The organism is Microbacterium sp. Y356, assembly GCF_059445355.1.
Genome location: NZ_JCAIUE010000004.1, coordinates 51,687 through 69,932 on the forward strand (window position 1 = coordinate 51,687; position 18,246 = coordinate 69,932).

14 protein-coding genes are annotated in these 18,246 nt (G+C 64.6%); 10 read left to right on the forward strand and 4 right to left on the reverse strand.

What is annotated here, in order from left to right; all coding sequences use genetic code 11:
* Positions 1-33 precede the first annotated feature (33 nt).
* Genes AC1C2Q_RS17470 through AC1C2Q_RS17480 form a run of 3 tightly spaced genes read left to right on the forward strand, consistent with a single transcriptional unit; the run spans position 34 to position 1,751 of the window.
* On the forward strand, positions 34-741 hold the full coding sequence (locus AC1C2Q_RS17470) for an aggregation-promoting factor C-terminal-like domain-containing protein (protein ID WP_495451167.1): 708 nt from the start codon (positions 34-36) through the stop codon (positions 739-741).
* 9 nt (positions 742-750) lie between these two features.
* Positions 751-1,038 (forward strand): Rv1322 family protein, encoded by a 288-nt coding sequence (locus AC1C2Q_RS17475; RefSeq protein ID WP_495428737.1) that lies wholly within the window; start codon positions 751-753, stop codon positions 1,036-1,038.
* A gap of 2 nt (positions 1,039-1,040) precedes the next feature.
* Positions 1,041-1,751: an alpha/beta hydrolase gene (locus AC1C2Q_RS17480; RefSeq protein WP_495431641.1), complete on the forward strand. Its 711-nt coding sequence runs from the start codon at positions 1,041-1,043 to the stop codon at positions 1,749-1,751.
* A gap of 13 nt (positions 1,752-1,764) precedes the next feature.
* On the opposite strand, the gene AC1C2Q_RS17485 is transcribed toward AC1C2Q_RS17480, so the two are convergent.
* Positions 1,765-2,817 carry an AI-2E family transporter gene (locus tag AC1C2Q_RS17485; RefSeq protein ID WP_495428738.1) on the reverse strand — a complete coding sequence of 351 codons (1,053 nt, stop codon included), beginning with the start codon at positions 2,815-2,817 and terminating at the stop codon, positions 1,765-1,767.
* A gap of 177 nt (positions 2,818-2,994) precedes the next feature.
* Between AC1C2Q_RS17485 and AC1C2Q_RS17490 the strand changes: the two genes are divergently transcribed.
* On the forward strand, positions 2,995-4,935 hold the full coding sequence (locus tag AC1C2Q_RS17490; RefSeq protein WP_495451168.1) for a DUF8094 domain-containing protein: 1,941 nt from the start codon (positions 2,995-2,997) through the stop codon (positions 4,933-4,935).
* The gene (locus AC1C2Q_RS17495; RefSeq protein WP_495451169.1) at positions 4,932-5,876 is read left to right on the forward strand and encodes a tetratricopeptide repeat protein; all 945 of its coding nucleotides are present in this window, start codon (positions 4,932-4,934) and stop codon (positions 5,874-5,876) included. The genes AC1C2Q_RS17490 and AC1C2Q_RS17495 overlap by 4 nt, the downstream gene beginning before the upstream one ends.
* 41 nt (positions 5,877-5,917) lie before the next feature.
* Here the strand turns inward: AC1C2Q_RS17495 and glgB are convergent, their stop codons facing one another.
* From glgB to glgX, 3 genes are all read right to left on the reverse strand, one after another.
* On the reverse strand, positions 5,918-8,104 hold the full coding sequence (gene glgB / locus AC1C2Q_RS17500; RefSeq protein ID WP_495451170.1) for a 1,4-alpha-glucan branching protein GlgB: 2,187 nt from the start codon (positions 8,102-8,104) through the stop codon (positions 5,918-5,920).
* Positions 8,101-10,170 (reverse strand): maltotransferase domain-containing protein, encoded by a 2,070-nt coding sequence (locus tag AC1C2Q_RS17505; RefSeq protein WP_495451171.1) that lies wholly within the window; start codon positions 10,168-10,170, stop codon positions 8,101-8,103. The genes glgB and AC1C2Q_RS17505 overlap by 4 nt, the downstream gene beginning before the upstream one ends.
* 64 nt (positions 10,171-10,234) lie before the next feature.
* The gene (glgX, locus tag AC1C2Q_RS17510) at positions 10,235-12,307 is read right to left on the reverse strand and encodes a glycogen debranching protein GlgX (protein WP_495451173.1); all 2,073 of its coding nucleotides are present in this window, start codon (positions 12,305-12,307) and stop codon (positions 10,235-10,237) included.
* Positions 12,308-12,399: 92 nt separating this feature from the next.
* On the opposite strand from glgX, the gene AC1C2Q_RS17515 reads away from it, so the two are divergent.
* From AC1C2Q_RS17515 to AC1C2Q_RS17535, 5 genes are all read left to right on the forward strand, one after another.
* Positions 12,400-13,575: a cysteine desulfurase family protein gene (locus AC1C2Q_RS17515; protein ID WP_495451174.1), complete on the forward strand. Its 1,176-nt coding sequence runs from the start codon at positions 12,400-12,402 to the stop codon at positions 13,573-13,575.
* Positions 13,576-13,584: 9 nt separating this feature from the next.
* Complete coding sequence (gene mnmA, locus AC1C2Q_RS17520) at positions 13,585-14,682, forward strand: tRNA 2-thiouridine(34) synthase MnmA (RefSeq protein ID WP_495451176.1); 1,098 nt, start codon at positions 13,585-13,587, stop codon at positions 14,680-14,682.
* Positions 14,683-14,886: 204 nt separating this feature from the next.
* Positions 14,887-17,205: an NAD-dependent DNA ligase LigA gene (ligA, locus tag AC1C2Q_RS17525; protein ID WP_495428747.1), complete on the forward strand. Its 2,319-nt coding sequence runs from the start codon at positions 14,887-14,889 to the stop codon at positions 17,203-17,205.
* Positions 17,198-17,716 carry a P-loop nucleotide/nucleoside kinase family protein gene (locus tag AC1C2Q_RS17530; RefSeq protein ID WP_495451178.1) on the forward strand — a complete coding sequence of 173 codons (519 nt, stop codon included), beginning with the start codon at positions 17,198-17,200 and terminating at the stop codon, positions 17,714-17,716. The genes ligA and AC1C2Q_RS17530 overlap by 8 nt, the downstream gene beginning before the upstream one ends.
* Positions 17,713-18,180: a hypothetical protein gene (locus AC1C2Q_RS17535; protein ID WP_495451179.1), complete on the forward strand. Its 468-nt coding sequence runs from the start codon at positions 17,713-17,715 to the stop codon at positions 18,178-18,180. Before AC1C2Q_RS17530 ends, AC1C2Q_RS17535 begins: the two co-directional genes overlap by 4 nt.
* Positions 18,181-18,246: the final 66 nt, after the last annotated feature.

Consider the following 18,246-nt stretch of genomic DNA (forward strand, 5'->3'; position numbering starts at 1 on the left):
GACTCAGGCGCGCCTGGTTACACTGGAGCTATTGTGACTTCCGGTAATGAGATAGATGTCGTCAGCGCGCGCAGCGCGACGGTGGCCTCCACCACGCCGAGGTCGCCCGTTCCTGCTCGGCGCCGCTGGACGCAGCGCCGAGGCGTGGTTGGTGTTCTGGCGGCATTAGCCGTCGTCGGATTCACTGCTGTGATTGTCGCCCCGACGGGTATGGCGTTGGCCGACCCGCCGGTGGCTGACGTCGAGACATCGTTCTCGCTCGCGGCACAGGACGCCCAGAACCTCACAGTCACCGCAGAGGGCGGGACGTTCGCGCCGATCGATCGCGGAGCGTTCGAGGTCTACGTGACTCCGACTCCCACGCCTGAGCCAGTGCCAGTGCCAGAGCCCGCGTCATCGGGTGGCGGTTCCGGCGATGGTGGAGGCGGCGGCGGCGGTGGCGGACCGCTTTACTACACGGGCGGTGGCGCACCCGCGGAGTGGATGGCCGCAGCAGGCATCGCTTCCGGCGATTGGGGCTACGTCGATTACGTCGTGTCCAGGGAAAGCGGCTGGAACCCCAACGCAACGAACAGTTCCTCCGGCGCGTGTGGGCTGGTGCAGGCACTGCCGTGCAGCAAGGTTCCTGGCAACGGATACAACCCGGTCGACAATCTTCGCTGGGCCAACGGGTACGCCACGGGCCGCTACGGCAGCTGGGCTGGCGCGTACAACTTCTGGACCAGCAACCACTGGTGGTAATGCTCCGACATGCCACGCTCCCACAAAAGGCGCCAGGAGCGCCCCAGTACTGACGACTCTTTTGATCGTCTTCTTGCGGGTTGGAAGCGCAGCGAGAGCCGCCAAGGCAGAGACTGGACGGTGCAGCCGATCTCGGCGCAGCAGGCTCAGAAAGAGTACATCTGCCCCGGATGCCGCGGCGCCGTCACTCCCGGCACCGCACACCTGGTCGTCTGGCGCGCGGACGGCGTGCTCGGCGATGCTGCCGACCTCGCTGCGCGTCGACATTGGCACACCCACTGCTGGAGGATGGCATGAGCATGGAGATCCGCGGACCACTGGAGCTGCCGGCGACGCGCGAGGACATCGAGCTGTCCACAGCAGACGGTCTGACGCTTGTGGGGGAGTTGGCGGTGCCCGAGCACACCGCGCCGGTCGCGACGCTGGTGACGCTGCATCCGCTGCCCACCGCCGGCGGTTTCATGGACTCGCACATCCTGCGCAAGGCCTCTGCCCGCCTCCCGGCGCTGGCCGATCTTGCTGTGCTTCGCTTCAACACACGAGGCACGACCTCGCCGCGCGGCACGAGTGATGGACAGTTCGACGGTGGGGCATCGGAGCAGTTCGATGTCGCTGCGGCGATGGATTTCGTGCGCGAACGTTCGCTGCCGCGGCCGTGGCTGGTCGGCTGGTCATTCGGTACTGAATTGGCACTGAAGTACGGCCGAGAGCATGACGTCGAAGGCGTGATTCTGCTCTCGCCGCCGCTGCACAGAGCCACCGCCGACGACGTGGCCGCCTGGGCGGGGGACGAGCGCCGCCTGATCGCGATCATTCCCGAGTTCGATGATTACCTGCGTCCGGCTGAAGCACGCGAGCGCTTTGCGTCGATCCCCGATATCACCCTGATCGACGTTGAAGGCGGTAAGCACCTGTGGGTTGGCGAGGCCCAGACCCGAAGGGTTCTCACCGAGATCGTCGCTGCTGTGCACCCGGAGGCGCTCCCGCTGTCGAATGAATGGCCCCTCTGACGAGGACGCCGTGTCAACGCTCGTTCATGCGCGGAATGAGCACCTGGCGATAGATGATCAGGATGCTCGCTGCGACGGGGATGGCGATGAGCGCCCCGAGCAGTCCGAGCAGCGAACCGCCGGCGAGAGCGGCGACCACGACCACGGCGCCTGGCACCGAGACTGCGCGGCTCATGATGCGCGGTGAGATCAGGTACGCCTCGATCTGCATGTAGATGAGGTAGTAGATCGCGGCAGCCAGGGCAATCCCGGGAGAGCCGAGCCCCGGGATGAGGCAGGCCAGAACGATAATCGTTGATCCCGTGAGCGTACCGACCAGCGGTATGAGCGAGAAGAAGAACGCGATAACGGCCAGCACCGCGGCGAACGGCGCACCGATGATGTTGAGGTAGATCGCGCTGAGGACGCCGTTGATGACGCCGAGCGTCACCTGTCCCATCACGTAGTACCCGACGGAATCCGTGATCTGCTCCGCGAGATCGATGAAGCGAGGACGCTTGGATGCCGGAATCAACTGATAGACGGATCGTTTGAGGGACGGCGTCGACGCCGTCAGATAAATGGTCAGGATCAGCACGATAAAGGCCCCGAACAGCCCGGTGACGATGTTCACGCTCGCGGCGATCACGCTGCCGGTGATGTCACCCATGTTCTCGAGCAGCCAGTTCTGCGATTCGTTCAGCACCCGATCGACATCGAGGGCAGGGAAGACGGCGACCAGCCAGGTGCGGAGATCCTCCCAGAGGTTGTCGCTGCTCTGCACCAACCGAGTGATCTGCCTGACTAGCTGGGACACCTGGTCAACGATGATGGGCAGCACGATCAGCACGATCCCGGCGAAGATTCCCAGGACGCCGAGGATCGTGATCAGCACGGCCAGCCAGCGCGGGAGCCTGCGTCGCTCCAGGAACGAGATAACCGGATCGAGGCCCAGGCTGATGAATAGCGCAGTGCCGACGTAGAGCAACACGGTCGACAGCGATTCGACACTGCCGATGAGCAGGACGCCGAGTCCCACACCGAGCGTCGCCACCAGTGCGGTGCGGAACGGGTTATGAACCTTCATGCGTTCTCCTCGACAAGACTGATCTCAGGGTAGTAGTCAGAATGGCAGCCACCATCCGCGACGTGCCGTTCAGCTTCGCCTGTACCCGTTTGTAGTCAACACACAGCCGGTTTCGATAGTCTGAAACGTCGAGCGGTGACACGGACGCGGCGTCCGAGTCACGTAAGGAGACTTTTCGTGCGTTTCGTTTGGGCCGTCGTGGCCTTCGTCCTGGCCACGCTTCTCATCGGAGCAGGTCTCGCTCAGAGAACCATTTTCATGGGTCCCTCGGTTCAGCAAGTGGAGATCAGTGTCGAGGAACCGGCGCCATTCCTGCTTATTGACGGCGCCGTGCTTCGCGAGCACTCCGGTCAGCAGACGCTCCTTATTCGCGGCGAAGGCGACATCTTCGCCGCCTACGGTCGTACTGCCGACCTCGAGGCATGGCTGGCGGATTCGGCATACAACTCGGTTGCACCGGGCGATGATGGCGCGACGGTGACGACTTTCGTCGAGCCGGTCGTCGCTGAGGAAGACCCCGCAGACCCACCGGCCGAGGAGGAGGGCGCGGAAGCGCCTGCAGAGGAAACCACTGAGGCGCCAGGCCGTAACCCGGCGGGCTCCGACCTCTGGCTTGACTCTTTCAGCGAACCAGATCAGCTGATTACAGACATGCAGCTTCCCGAGGGTATGAGCGTGCTGATCGCGAAAGACGGCACTGCAGACGCTCCGGAAGACATCGTCGTGTCCTGGCCGCTGGACACGACAACGCCGTGGGTCGGACCGCTGATCACCGCCGGTGGTGCGGTGCTGTTGTTCGGCCTTGTGATGTATGTTCTGGCGATCCGTCATCAGCGACGTGGTCGCGGCCCGCGCCGCAAGGGGCCAGGTCCGCTTCCACCGACAGAGCCGATCAATCTCGCGATGGAGACCGGATCTGTGCGCGCTCAGCTCGACGCCTCCGCAGCTGAAGAGCCGGGAGTTGAAGAGCCCGCAGTTGAAGAGCCCGTAGCCGAGGCAGAACCGACGCCGAAGAAGGGTGAGGCCACGACCGAACGTCGCGCTTCCCCCGTGCGCCGCCGTTTGCTTGCACTTCCTGCGATCGGCATCGCAGCGCTGCTGTTTGCAGGTTGCTCGAGCGACTCATGGCCGCAGTTTGGTGAGGCGACTCCGACTCCGTCCCCTTCTCCGACCGTGATCACGCCAGAGAATCAGAAGCCGCCGGCGGTCACCGAAACGCAGGCATCCCGCATTCTGCAGAACATCGCCGCGACCGTCGGAGAGGCAGACGCGGCACTCGACATCGATCTCGCCGCCACTCGCCTGGACGGTGCACCGCTCGATGCTCGACGGACGGATTACACGCTGCGCGCGGCTCTCACCGACCGAGCAGTTCCTGCGACCATCCCGACCGACGTCATCGAGGTGCTGCTGCCGCAGGCGACAGACAGTTGGCCACGCACCGTATTGACGCTGACCAAAAGCAAGAGCGACGACACTGTGCCGCCCGTCATCCTCACGATGACGCAGAACGATCCCTGGTCGGGCTACAAGGTCACCAACATCGCCGAGATGCAGGCCTCGGCGGAGGTGCCACCGTTGGCCCCGGCGTGGTTGGGTACCAGCCTCATCACCGAGAATGCGGCGGCCTTCCTTGCGCTATCGCCGGATGAGTTGTCCACGGCGTTCGCTGATGTGGTGGATGCGGGAGAGACAAGCGAGTATTACGCGCTCTTTGACCCGGTGGCCATCGCCCTTGCCGACTCGATCGCGGCCAGTCGTGACGCCGTCGTGCAATCACTGATCGACAATGATGCGGCCGAGACATCGAGTACGGCATTCGACATCGCGCCCAGCGCGGCGGCACCAGTCGCACTGGCAACGCTTGACAGCGGTGCGATCGTCGCTGTTTCTCTCATCGATAGCGAAACCATCACTCCGACCTCCGACGACGCGGTGATCAGATTCGGCGACAACCCCGAAGCCAAGACACTCACCGGGGCAGAGGAAGCGTCAAAGGGTGTCGTGACGACGTACGGTCTGCAGCTGTTCTTCTCCGTTCCCAGTCAGGGATCGACGGAACAGGTTCACCTTCTTGCAGTGCATCAGGACATTCTCAACGTGGAAGTGATCAAGTGAGCGATATCTCTGCTGCGGCCCTTCGTGGTGCCGTAGACCTCTCTACCCTGCGCAATCGCCCAGCGGCTCCAGCGAATCCGGCTTCCTCACCCGCCGAGGCGGGAGCTGTGGCCGCCGGTGGATTCATCGTGGACGTCACGGATGCCACATTCGGACAGATCCTCGAGCTCTCGCGCAGTGTGCCGATCGTCGTGGATCTGTGGGCCGAATGGTGCGGTCCGTGCAAACAGCTGAGCCCGATTCTGGAGAAGGTCGTCACTGAACTCGGTGGCCGAGTTGTGCTGGCGAAGGTCGATGTTGACGCGAACCCTCAGCTCGCTCAGAGCTTCAAGGCGCAGTCGATCCCGATGGTGGTGGCACTCGTCGCCGGACAACCCGTACCCATGTTCACGGGTGCCGTGCCCGAAGAACAGGTGCGCCAGGTCTTCGACCAGCTGCTGCAGCTTGCCGCCCAGAACGGTGTGACCGGATCTGTCGGCGGCGAGACGCCTGAGCAGAACGACGAAGAGGCCCCGCAGGAGGCTCCGCTGCCACCGTTGCACGCCGAGGCGTTTGCTGCCATCGAAGCGGGCGATTTCGCCACAGCGATCACAGCCTATGAGAAGGCGCTGGCGGAGAACCCCCGCGACGAGGATGCTCGAGCCGGTCTCGGTCAGGTCCGATTGCTCGACCGTGTGCAGGGAGTGGACCTGCAGGAAGCACGGGCCGCTGCAGCTGCTGCCCCGCAAAGCCTTGAGGCGCAGTTCACGGTCGCCGATCTCGACATCTCCGGCGGGCACATCGATGACGCGTTCGGTCGCCTGCTTGATCTATTCGCGGCGCTTCCCGCTGATCAGCGGCTCCCGGTGCGCGAACGCCTCGTCGAGCTGTTCGGTCTCGTCGGCGATGCCGACCCACGCGTGGCCGCCGCGCGAAATCGTCTGACGTCCCTGTTGTTCTGAGGCTCAGGGTTGTTCTGACGGCTCAGGGTTGTTCTGACGGCTCAGGCAGTCATTCGCTCGGCGCGATAGCGCAGCCAGATCGTCGACAGTGCTGGCAGCGTGATCTTCGTCATCGGCGTGCCATGCTCTCCGGTGGCATGCGCAGCCACACGGCCGTAATTGCCGATGCCGTGTCCGCCGTATTCGATGGCATCGGTATTGAGGATCTCATCCCAGACACCTGCCACCGGTAGCTCAAGCGGGAGACTGGCTCGCTCCACTCCGGCGAAGTTACTGATCACGATCACGCGTCCTCCGTGCGCGTCGCGTCGTTCGAAGGCGATCACGTTCGGGTCCCATGAGGGGGCGCCGAGCCTGCGGAAACGGGTGCTGTCGCTGTCGCGCTCCCACAGCGGTGCCGTGCTCCGGTAGACGGTGTTCATCGCGCCCACGAAGCGCTGAAGCTGCGCGTGTGCCGGCTGATCAAGCAGCCACCAGTCCAAGGGCCTACTCTCTGCCCATTCGGACATCTGACCGAACTCCTGGCCCATGAAGAGCAGTTTCTTGCCGGGGTGACCCCACATGTAGGCCAGGTACGCCCGGACGTTCGCGAGCTTGTGCGCGTGGTCGCCCGGCATCTTCGACACCAGGCTTCCTTTGCCGTGCACGACCTCGTCATGGCTGATCGGCAGCAGATAGTTCTCGCCAAAGGCATACACGAACGAGAATGTCATCTCGCCCTCGTGATGTGCGCGGTACATCGGATCACGTGCAATGTACTGCAGCGAGTCGTTCATCCAGCCCATGTTCCACTTGAACCCGAAGCCCAAGCCGGCGCTGTCGGTACGGGCGGTGACTCCGGGGAAGCTGGTGGATTCCTCAGCGATCATGACGATGCCGGGGTGCGCGCGGTACGCGGTGGTGTTGACCTCCTGAAGGAATCGGATCGCCTCGAGGTTCTCCCGACCGCCGTGGACGTTGGGCTCCCACTCGCCGTGATTACGGGAGTAGTCCAGGTACAGCATCGATGCCACAGCATCGACGCGCAGTCCGTCGATGTGGAACTGATCCAGCCAGTAGAGGGCATTCGCGACGAGAAAGTTTCGCACTTCGGGGCGGCCGTAATCGAAGATCAGCGTGCCCCAGTCCTGGTGCTCGCCGCGCCGCGGATCCGGATGCTCATACAGCGGTCGCCCGTCGAATCGGGCGAGTGCGAACTCGTCCTTGGGGAAGTGCCCTGGCACCCAATCCAGGAGTACGCCGATGCCCGCCTGGTGCAGCCGATCGATGAGATATCGCAGATCGTCGGGGGAGCCGAAGCGCGCGGTGGGCGCATAGTAGCCGCTCACTTGGTAGCCCCAGGATCCCCCGAAAGGATGCTCCTGGAGCGGCATGAACTCGACGTGGGTGAATCCGGTTTCGATAACGTGAGCGATGAGAGGATCAGCGACCTCGCGGTATCCGAGTCCCTGTCGCCAGGAACCGAGGTGCACTTCGTAGATCGACATCGGCTGCGCGACGGCATGGGTCGCTGCCCGCCTGGTCATCCAGGCGCCGTCCTTCCAGGAATATGCCGAAAACGGAACGATCGATGCGGTCTCCGGTGGCAACTGGGTGCGCCTCGCCATCGGATCCGCCTTAAGGATCCAGCGTCCATCCGGCGTGAGGATCTGATACTTGTACTGCGCGCCAGGCGTGACGTCGGGAATGAACAGCTCCCAGATGCCGCTGCCGCCCATCGAGCGCATGCTGTGGCCTTCGCCATTCCAGTCGTTGAAATTGCCGACTACTCGCACGGCCTGGGCATTCGGTGCCCAGACGGCGAAGGAAACGCCGATCTCGCCGTCAATCGGGTGGGAGTTGGCGCCCAAAGTCTCCCAGAGCCGCTCGTGCCGCCCTTCAGCGATCAGATGCAGGTCGAGCTCTCCGATGGTGGGGCGGTGGCGGTACGGGTCGCCTGCGAGGGTCTCCGTCCCGTCGTACACCGTGGCGACCCGGTACGAGCGCGGGTTCCCCCTGTGCTGACCCTCCCATATGCCGTGAGCGGTATGTTTCAGCACGAGTCGAGTGCCGTCGCTGAACACGGCGGTCACTTCGTCCGCCAACGGCCGCCGCACCCTGATCGTCGTGCGGGTGGCGCCAGCGGCATCCATGGTCGGATGAGCGCCGAGCAGGTCATGCGGAGCATGGTGAGAGCCCGTGGATATCGCCTCCCATTCGGCGGTGACGGTATCGGAGGTGTCGCTCATGATCGCTCCTTCACCCTGAGGATGTGCACCGGCTCGGCGAATGCGTCGAGGCGCACGAAATTGTGATCTGCCCAGGTCCATCGGGCACCGGTGATGAGATCCTCAACGTCATAGTGTGCGCCGGGCTCAACACCCCAGATACGAGTATCGAGATGCACAGTGGTCTCTCGAACGGAGTGCGGGTCGACGTTGGCCACCACGATGATGGTGTCTGGCGTACCGTCCTCGGTGAACGCTCCGTCGAGGTGTTTCGAATAGACCAGGATGCCGTCGTCGTCGCTCCAGTGCACCGCCAGGTTGCGCAGCTGGCCAAGCGCAGGGTGCAGACGGCGAATCTCGTTCAGACGGCGCAGGTACGGGGCGAGCGAGTCGCCGGCGACCTCGGCGGCGGCGAAGTCGCGCAGCTTGTACTCGTACTTCTCGTTGTCGATGTTCTCCTCGGACCCGGGGCGCGCCACGTTCTCATACAGCTCGTACCCGGCATACACGCCGTAGGTCGGAGCTGCTGTCGCGGCGATGGCAGCCCGGATCCGGTACGCGGCCCGGCCACCGAACTGCAGGTACTCGGTGAGGATATCTGGCGTGTTCACGAACAGATTGGGGCGCAGATAGTCGGCGGTCTCCTCGGCGAGTCCGGTGAGGAACTGCTCGAGCTCGCGCTTCGTGTTGCGCCAGGTGAAGTAGGTGTAGCTCTGCTGGAACCCGACAGCGGCGAGGCCGCGCAGGGGTGCAGGACGCGTGAATGCCTCCGCGAGGAAGACCACGTCCGGATGATCCGTCGTCACGCGCAGGATCAGCCATTCCCAGAACCACAGGGGTTTGGTGTGGGGATTGTCGACCCGGAAGATCTCCACGCCCTGAGCGATCCAGTGCTTCACGATCCGCAGGACCTCGTCGCGCAAGCCCACTGGGTCACCGTCGAAGTTCAGCGGATAGATGTCCTGGTACTTCTTCGGCGGGTTCTCTGCGTAGGCGATCGTGCCATCGGGGAGAGTCGTGAACCACTCAGGGTGCGAGCGCACCCACGGGTGATCGGGGGAGGCCTGCAGAGCCAGGTCAAGGGCCACCTCGACACCGACCTTTCGCGCTTCCCGCACGAAGTAGCGGAAATCGGCGAGTGTTCCGAGGTCGGGATGCACAGCATCATGACCGCCCTCAGCCGCTCCGATCGCCCAGGGTGATCCTGGGTCGGCGGGTCCGGCATTCAGAGTGTTGTTCGGTCCCTTGCGGTGGGTGCGTCCGATTGGGTGGATCGGTGGCAGATAGAGCACCTGAAAGCCCATGTCTGCGACGGCGGGAAGCCGCTTCGTGGCGGTGCGGAATGTGCCGCTCTTGATCGTGCCATCCTTCTGCCGCTTCGCCCCCTCGGATCGGGGGAAGAACTCGTACCAGCCGCCGACCCCAGCGCGCGTGCGTTCGACCACGATGCTCTGATCAGCAGTCGCCGAGGACATCGAGAAGAGCGGGCGGGCTGCGAAGAGTTCGGCGAGGTCGGGATCGGTAGCCACCTCGAGTGCGGTTTCGGCATCCGCTGTTTTGAGTGTCGACGAGATCGACGAGAGGCGCTTTCGCTCTGCCGGCGTGCGCGTCTTCTCGACAGCGGCACGTGCGAACAGGTCGCGGCCGAGGGCCGCCATCACCTCGACGTCGACATCTGCGGCGATCTTGACAGCCGCAGCGTGCGCCCAGGTGGCGTGGTCATCGGCGAAAGCTTCGAAGCGATAGTGCCAAACGCCTTGCGCATCCAACGCGATCTCCGCCTGCCAACGGTCGGATCCGTCGTCGACGCTGCTCAGGCGATGCAGACTCTCCTCGCCGTCGGGAGAGACGAGCCGAGCGTGTACGCCGATCAGATCATGGCCCTCGCGGAAGGCGATGACGTTGAACGGGACCACCTCGCCGGAGAAGGCCTTCGCCGCGAACCCACCAGGAACCGTCGGCCGGGGATCTGCCAGCGGAACGCGCCCGGTCAGCGTCCCTTCGTGCTCATCGACGGCACGGGGCCGCAGGGGGATCTGTGCGGGGCTTCGAAGCCCCGCGGGACGATTGCCAGAACGTGCAGCCACACCCTGAATGTACCGCGCCTGGCATGTCCTGGACACCCGTCCGGTAAAGCAATTTCCCTGAACGTCACTCGACGCGGAAAAGGCGCATGGATGTGCCGGGCGTCGGAAGCACGTCACCGGGTGCGAAAGTCTCCGCCGTGCTGTTCGGACGCTCGTCTGCACTCGACCACAGCGACACGAATCTCGTGGCACCTTCGACCCTGTCGGGCAGGGTCACGTCGATCGGTGCCTCGATGCCGTGCACGATGAGCAGGATGCGGTTGAACTGCTCATCGACAGGCGTGGATGCGGCGACATACTGCAGCGTGCGGTTGCCGGGGTCGGTCCACTGCGACTGCTCCATCGTCTCGCCATCCTGGTTGTACCAGTCCATGACAGACGCATTTGGCGTGTGCTCGCCGGCGCGGGCATAGCGGCTCGGGCGCAGTGCGGGGTTCTCCCGACGCAGCCTGGTCAGCGTCTGGACGTGGGCGCGGAGATCTTCTTGCCAGTCCTCGTGCTCCCAGCTGAGCCAGGTGAGGGCGGAATCGTGAGCATAGGCGTTGTTGTTGCCGCGCTGCGTGCGGCCCGTTTCATCCCCGGCGGTGAGCATGGGAATGCCAGCGGACAGCAGCAGGGTGCCCAGCAGATTGCGCATCGCCTTGCGTCGAGTGGCCCTGATCACAGGATCGTTGGTCGGGCCCTCTATGCCGTGGTTGAAAGCACGGTTCATATCGGCGCCGTCACGGTTGTCTTCGCCGTTGGCTTCGTTGTGCTTGACGTCGTAGGAGACAAGGTCGCGCAGCGTGAAGCCATCGTGCGCGGTGATGAAGTTCACACTGGCGAGGGGGCCGCGATCTTCGCTGAAGGTGTTCGAGGATCCGGCGAGGCGCGTGGCAAAACCGCCGATGCCGACCGGCGCCGACGCGCGACGCGCGTAGTCGATGTCGCTCAACCAGAAGTTGCGCACGCGGTCGCGGTAGCGGTCGTTCCACTCGTGCCAGCCGGCGGTGAAGTTGCCGGTCTGCCATCCGCCGAGACCGACATCCCATGGCTCGGCGATGAGTTTGACGTTCTGTAGTTCGGGGTCGTCGCGGATGGCAACGAGAAGCGGATGCTCCGGCGTGTACTCGTGCGCCGCGTCACGGCCCAGCGCGGCAGCCAGATCGAACCGGAAACCGTCGATTTGCATCTCCTCGGCCCAATAACGGAGTGAGTCGAGAACGAGCCTGGCTCCGGCATCCACCGCGGTGTTCAGAGTGTTTCCGACCCCGGTGGTATCGATGTAGACGCCGTCTGGTCCCTGCCGGTAGTAGTTAGCATTGTCGATTCCGCGGAAGCTCGACCTGGGCCCGCCGATGCCCTCTTCGGAGGTGTGGTTGTAGACGACGTCAAGGATGACTTCGAGACCGGCCTCGTGCAGCAGCCGGACCATGCCTTTGAACTCGGTGAGGATCGCCTCCGGGCCTTCCTTGCGCGCTTCGTCGGTGGCATAGGCGGCATGCGGAGTGAAGAAATTGAGGGTGTTGTATCCCCAGTAGTTGGTGAGTCCACGCTCGAGAAGTCGTGGCTCCGGCACAAAAGCATGCACAGGGAGCAGCTCGATCGACGTGATGCCGAGCGAGTGGAAGTACTCGATCATCGCCGGGTGGGCGAGGCCGGCGTAGGTTCCGTGCAGGGCGGGAGGGACATCCGGATGCCGCTTGGTCACGCCCTTCAGATGAGCCTCGTAGATCACGGTTTGATCGAGGGGAATCTCTGGCTTCTTCGAATCGCCCCAGTCGAACCCGTCGACGATGACGACCGAGCGCCACTCTTCGTAGCCGTCACCTTGCGCGAGACCGCGCGCGTAGGGGTCGAGCAGCAGAGTCTCTGGGTTGAAGGTGTTGCCGGGGCCATGGGGGCCGCCCACGCGCAGGGCGTATCGCGTTCCGGGTTGCAGCAGTTCCGTAGTCACTTCCCAGACACCGCCTGGTTGGCGCTCCAGCGCGACCTGATCCGTCACCCAATCGAGGTCGGTTTCGTCAAAAGTGACGAGCTCAATCGACGAGGCGTTCTGTGACCAGACACGCAAAGTCGCGGTGCCGTCGTGCAGACGCACGCCGAGGTTGTCGAGGGTGGTGCCGCCGGGAACGGCGAGCTGACGGGACGCAGGCATGAGTACACATTAGGCGGGATGTGTCGCAGTCTCACGTCAGGCCACACTCAGTTCCATATGCCAATGGGTGAAAAATGGGGGAGAGTTAAGGAATGCGGTTCTATCTCGACCATGCGGCCACCACGCCGCTTCGCCCTGAGGCACGTCAGGCGTGGCTGGCGGCGACCGATGTCGTCGGCAACGCCTCATCGACGCACGGCGCAGGGCAAGACGCGCGACGGCTGCTCGAGGAATCACGTGAGCGGATCGCCGCGGTGCTGGGCTGCGACCCGATCGAAGTCGTACTGACCTCGGGCGGGACGGAGTCGATCAACACCGCCTTGCATGGGATGTGGGCGTCGCGTCGCGCGGATGCCGACACGATTGTTCTTCCGGACGGTGAGCATCACGCGACGATGGACACAGTCGCGGCGCTTGCGCGTGAGGGCGCAGCAGTGCGTGCAGTGCCCATTTCGACTGTCGGCCGTATCTCGGCGGCGGCGTTCGCCGAGGCGCTGCCCGGCGCGGCGCTGGCTACTGCGCTCATCGCCAACAACGAAGTCGGCACGGTGAACGACGCAGCGATGCTGGCGGCTGCGGCCGCCTCTGCAGATGTGCCGCTGCATCTGGATGCTGTGGCCGCGATCGGTCACATGCGACTGTCGTTTCGTGAACTGCGTGCGGATGCTGTGGCGGGTGCGGGCCTGGTTGCGATGAGCGTCGCCGGTCACAAGGTCGGGGCGCCCGTCGGAGTCGGTGCGTTGGTTGTGGCGCGCACGGCAGGGATGACGCCGCTTCTATATGGCGGCGCGCAGCAGCGTGGACTGCGCGCCGGTACTCAGGATGTCGCTGGGGCCGCAGCCTTCGCCGTCGCGCTGGAGAGCGGCGAGGCAGAACGGGAGGCGGAGGGCATGCGGCTGAGTGTGATGCGCGACCGCCTGGTAGAAGGCATCCGCTCGGCTGTGCCCTCAGCGGAACTGCTGGGAGATCCGGTCGACCGGCTGCCGAACAACGCGCATGTGCTGTTTCCCGGTGCGGTGGGGGAGAGTCTGCTCTTTCTGCTGGACGTCGCAGGGGTCGCGGCATCCACGGGTTCAGCGTGCCAGGCTGGCGTCGCGGAGCCCTCGCACGTCGTAATGGCGATGGGGCGAAGCGAGAAGGATGCTCGCAGCGTGCTGCGGTTCACGCTCGGACGCACATCGAGCGACGCCGACGTCGACGCGGTACTTGCAGCGATCAATGATGCCTTTCTGCGGGCATCCGGTGCCAGTACAGGAACACGCTCGTAAACTGGAGTCATGCGGATTCTTGCGGCGATGAGTGGTGGAGTGGATTCTGCCGTTGCGGCGGCGCGCGCTGTGGATGCAGGACACGACGTCACAGGAGTGCATCTGGCGCTCTCGCGCGCAGGTGGGACGCTGCGCACCGGCAGCCGCGGCTGCTGCACGATCGAAGACGCCATGGATGCGCGACGTGCGTCCGACATGCTCGGCATCCCGTTCTATGTGTGGGACTTCTCCGAACGCTTCCGTGACGATGTCATTGACGACTTCATCAGCGAGTATCAGGCAGGGCGCACACCGAATCCGTGCATGCGCTGCAACGAGAAGATCAAGTTCGCAGCCCTGCTAGAGCGAGCGATCGAACTCGGTTTCGACGCAGTTTGCACTGGCCATTACGCGACGCTGATCGATGGCGAAGGCGGTCTGGAACTGCACCGCGCCTCGGATAACGCGAAGGACCAGTCGTATGTGCTGGGCGTGCTCACCACCGAGCAGCTGGCGCACACCTACTTCCCGCTGGGCACGACGCCGTCGAAGGCGATTGTGCGGGCGGAGGCTGCCGAGCGTGGCCTCACCGTTGCGCAGAAGCCGGATAGCCATGACATCTGCTTCATACCCGACGGCGACACGCGCGGCTGGCTGGCAGAGAAGGTCGGCGCCGAGCAGGGTGAGATTCTGGACCGCTCTGGTGCCGTGATCGGCTCACACGACGGTGCGCACGCGTTCACCGTCGGACAGCGTCGTGGCCTGAAGATCGGTATCCCGGCGGATGACGGCAAGCCCCGGTTCGTACTTGAGGTGCGGCCGGTGTCGAACACTGTTGTGGTCGGGCCGAAGGAAGCGCTCGCTATCAGCGAGATCTCCGGTGACCGGTACAGCTGGGCCGGCGCTGCTCCAGCCACGGCCGAGTTCGAGTGTCACGTGCAGATTCGCGCTCACTCCGAGCCCGTTCCCGCGCGTGCCACCGTCTCGGATGCTGGCGTCACTGTTGTGCCGGAGGTACCGCTGGACGGTGTTGCACCGGGGCAGACGGCCGTGCTGTACGTCGGCACCCGCGTGCTCGGGCAGTTCACGATCGATCGGACTGTGTCGGCGGTGCCGGTCGGGGCGTAAGCCCGCGGGCGTTGCGGCGGCGCGGCTTCGTGTGTACGCGCGAGAGCTTCTGCGCGTACCGCTCCTTCGGAGTTGTACCGGTTCCTCGGACCTTTTCGACGAATTGCTCCGAGCGCACCGCACATCTCCGAGCGAGGCGTACGGACGGTGGACGCGACGCGCATCCTCACATCGGATGTCGGCACCCGCTCGTAGACTGAGAAGGTGCCGGACAACATCTCGCTGGAAGACGCCCGCGTTGAAGCCGAAGAGCTGACGACGCGCATTCTCGATGCGAAAGACGCGTACTACGGGCGCGATACCTCGGTCGTGGATGACGCGACCTACGACGGCTGGATGCAGCGGCTCGAAGAACTTGAGCGACTGCATCCAGAACTGCAGGGTCAAGACTCGCCGACGCAGATGGTAGGGGCGGCTGAATCCACGGGTCTTGCGACGATCGAGCACGCCGAACGGATGCTGAGCCTCGACAACGTCTTCTCCATCGAGGAGCTGCGTGAATGGGCGGCGAAGACCACGGCGGCCTCTGGGCGCGAAGTTGCCTGGCTGACCGAGCTGAAGATTGACGGTCTCGCGATCAACCTGCGCTACGAGAACGGTGTGCTGACTTCGGCGGCGACGCGGGGTGACGGTCGCGTCGGTGAGATCGTGACGGAGAACGCACTGCGACTGGCAGACATCCCCGAACGGCTGAGTGGTGAAGGGCATCCGTCGATCGTCGAGGTGCGTGGTGAGGTATTCATCCCGGTTGCGGCCTTTGAACGGCTGAACGCCGCGCAAGCGTCGTTCCGCGAGCGTGCGTACGCCGACACTTTGGCGCGCTGGGAAGCACGCGGCGGCGCCAAGAAGCCGTTTGAGGAAGAGAAGGCGCGGGCGGCCGCCGCACGGCGCTTCCCCTCGTTCGCGAACCCGCGCAATGCTGCCAGCGGCGGGCTCCGCCAGCAGATTGACAAGAAGGACGGCCTGGAGCTCGAAGCGGGACTCCTGCGGGTGAACTCGCTGTCGTTGTATGTCCACGGCATCGGCGCGTGGGAGAACCCGCCGGTGGCGGCACAGAGCGAGGTCTACGAGCTGCTCGCATCGTGGGGGCTGCCCACCAGCCCGCATTCGAAGGTGTGCCGCGGCATCGATGAGGTCTCAGCCTTCGTCGAGTACTTCGGCGAGCACCGGCACGACATCGAGCACGAGCTCGACGGCATCGTCGTCAAGGTTGACGAGCTGGCGCTGCATGACGAACTGGGCACGACGAGCCGCGCCCCACGCTGGGCGATCGCCTACAAGTACCCGCCCGAGGAGGTGCAGACGAAGCTCCTCGACATCGTCGTCTCGGTCGGTCGCACCGGCCGTGCAACGCCGTTCGCTGTGATGGCTCCCGCTCATGTCGCCGGCTCCGTCGTTCGGCAGGCGACGCTGCACAACAAGGATGTCGTCAAGGCCAAGGGCGTACTCATCGGAGACACCGTCGTGCTGCGCAAGGCCGGAGACGTAATTCCCGAGGTATTGGGTCCGGTGGTCGAGAAGCGCGACGGCACCGAACGCGAGTTCGTGATGCCAGTCGGATGCCCAGAGTGCGGCACGCCGCTGCGCGCGATGAAGGAGGGCGACATCGATCTCCGTTGCCCTAACGCACGCTCGTGTCCGGCACAGGTGCGAGGGCGGGTCGAACACATCGGCTCGCGCGGGGCACTCGATATCGAGGCGCTGGGTGAGGTGACGGCAGCGGCATTGACGCAGCCGACCTTCCCCGCCGTCCCGCCGCTCGTCACGGAAGCGGGGCTGTTCGCGTTGACGTTGGACGAGTTGGTCCCGATCGAACTCGTCGTCAGGGATGCCGAGACCGGCCTGCCGAAGGAAGACGAAGACGGACTGGTGAAGACCCGCTCGCCATTCCGACGCAACCCCACCCCTGCAGAGAAGAAGAACGGCATCAATTCGACGCAGCCGTCGGCGCAGGCTCACACGTTGCTCGCCGAGTTGGAGAAGGCGAAGACCAAAGAACTCTGGCGCTTGCTGGTCTCGCTGAACATCCGTCACGTCGGGCCCGTTGCCGCGCGTGCGCTGGCGCAGTGGTTCGGATCGCTCGACGCAATTCGCGCGGCATCCCGTGAAGAATTGGCCGCCGTCGAAGGCGTCGGCGGGATCATCGCCGACTCGCTGCTGGACTGGTTCACGATCGACTGGCATGTCGAGATCGTCGAGCAATGGGCGACCGCTGGCGTGCAATGGACAACCCCCGGTCACCCGGGCCCTGGTGCGGCGGTTGTTGAAGGTGGCGTGCTTGACGGGCTCACCGTGGTCGCCACCGGCTCACTCGACGGATACACCCGCGACGGCGCGCAAGAAGCGATAATCAAAGCAGGTGGCAAGGCGGCATCCAGCGTCTCGAAGAAGACAGACTTCGTCGCGGCTGGCCCCGGCGCCGGTTCGAAACTTGCGAAGGCTGAAGAGCTCGGTCTCCGCATCCTCGACGCCGCCCAATTCCACATTCTGGTGACCGAAGGACCGGCCGCGCTGGATGCCTGAACATCTCATCGTCCTGAACGGCATGGCCGCGGCGGGCAAGACGACGTTGGCGCGGCCATTGGCTGCGGCTCTCGGCATACCGCTGGTGTCGAAGGATGCCATCAAAGAGGCGCTCGGCGACGCGGTGGACGCGCCGCTTCCCACCCGGGCGGTCGGCGCGCTGGCTGCGGATGCGCTCTGGCGGATCGTCGGGATGCTGGAGGGCACGGTGATGATCGAGTCGGTGTGGCTCACCGGACGAGACGAGGAGTGGTTCCGGCGGGGCTGGGAGTCCGTCGGATCGCCCATCGGGATTGAGTTGTGGTGCGAGGCGCCGCAGGCAGACATGCGCGACCGGTACCTGAACAGGCCGCGCCACACGGTGCACGACGATCAGGAACGCATCGCCGAGTGGGATGCTGCCGTCGGGCTGGCCCAGCCCATCAGTGGGTTTCCCGTCATCCGAGTCGACACGTCCGCGGCCGTCGACGTCGCCAGTCTGGCAGTACGGGTTCGCGGGGAGTTGGCATGAAGCGCTACGGACCGCTGCTCGCGGTGTCGGATGCCCTGGCCCTCGGCGACCCTGGCAGGCATCATCTGCGCCTGACGCCGGACGGAATCATCGTCCGCGAGGGTGCTGAGTACCGCCGCATCCTGCTCTGGGACAAGGTGTCCGGCTTTCGTCTGGACGTGCCCACAACCCGCTTCCGCCTCCCGGGACTTATGACCACGCTCGGACTCGGGATTTTGACGCTGATCTCCGTGTCTGACCTCGGGGTCGATCCGGACGACGGCTCGGTCGAGATCACTGTGGAGGGGGAGGTGATGAGCCTCCCGCTGAGCAGGCATCACGTCGGCGGCTACTGGGAGCGCACAATCGTCGGCACGCACCGACTGCTCGACCATCTCATCGCGCACCCGGCGCAGCGTGCGCTTCTCACGCGTCCGCAATCGCTCGTCGATGTTGCGGCGAAGCTCGCGCGCAGCAACATCTGAGGCGCGCGCCACCGTCGGCACATGGTGCCGCAATGACAAACCGCGGCGTGCACGACCTCGGAGATT

Coding starts and splice junctions, on each gene's coding strand:
- AC1C2Q_RS17475 (WP_495428737.1), top strand. CDS start 751: ATGCCACGCTCCCACAAAAGGCGCCAGGAGCGCCCCAGTACTGACGAC.
- AC1C2Q_RS17480 (WP_495431641.1), top strand. CDS start 1,041: ATGGAGATCCGCGGACCACTGGAGCTGCCGGCGACGCGCGAGGACATC.
- AC1C2Q_RS17485 (WP_495428738.1), bottom strand. CDS start 2,817: ATGAAGGTTCATAACCCGTTCCGCACCGCACTGGTGGCGACGCTCGGT.
- glgB (WP_495451170.1), bottom strand. CDS start 8,104: ATGAGCGACACCTCCGATACCGTCACCGCCGAATGGGAGGCGATATCC.
- glgX (WP_495451173.1), bottom strand. CDS start 12,307: ATGCCTGCGTCCCGTCAGCTCGCCGTTCCCGGCGGCACCACCCTCGAC.
- AC1C2Q_RS17515 (WP_495451174.1), top strand. CDS start 12,400: ATGCGGTTCTATCTCGACCATGCGGCCACCACGCCGCTTCGCCCTGAG.
- mnmA (WP_495451176.1), top strand. CDS start 13,585: ATGCGGATTCTTGCGGCGATGAGTGGTGGAGTGGATTCTGCCGTTGCG.
- AC1C2Q_RS17530 (WP_495451178.1), top strand. CDS start 17,198: ATGCCTGAACATCTCATCGTCCTGAACGGCATGGCCGCGGCGGGCAAG.
- AC1C2Q_RS17535 (WP_495451179.1), top strand. CDS start 17,713: ATGAAGCGCTACGGACCGCTGCTCGCGGTGTCGGATGCCCTGGCCCTC.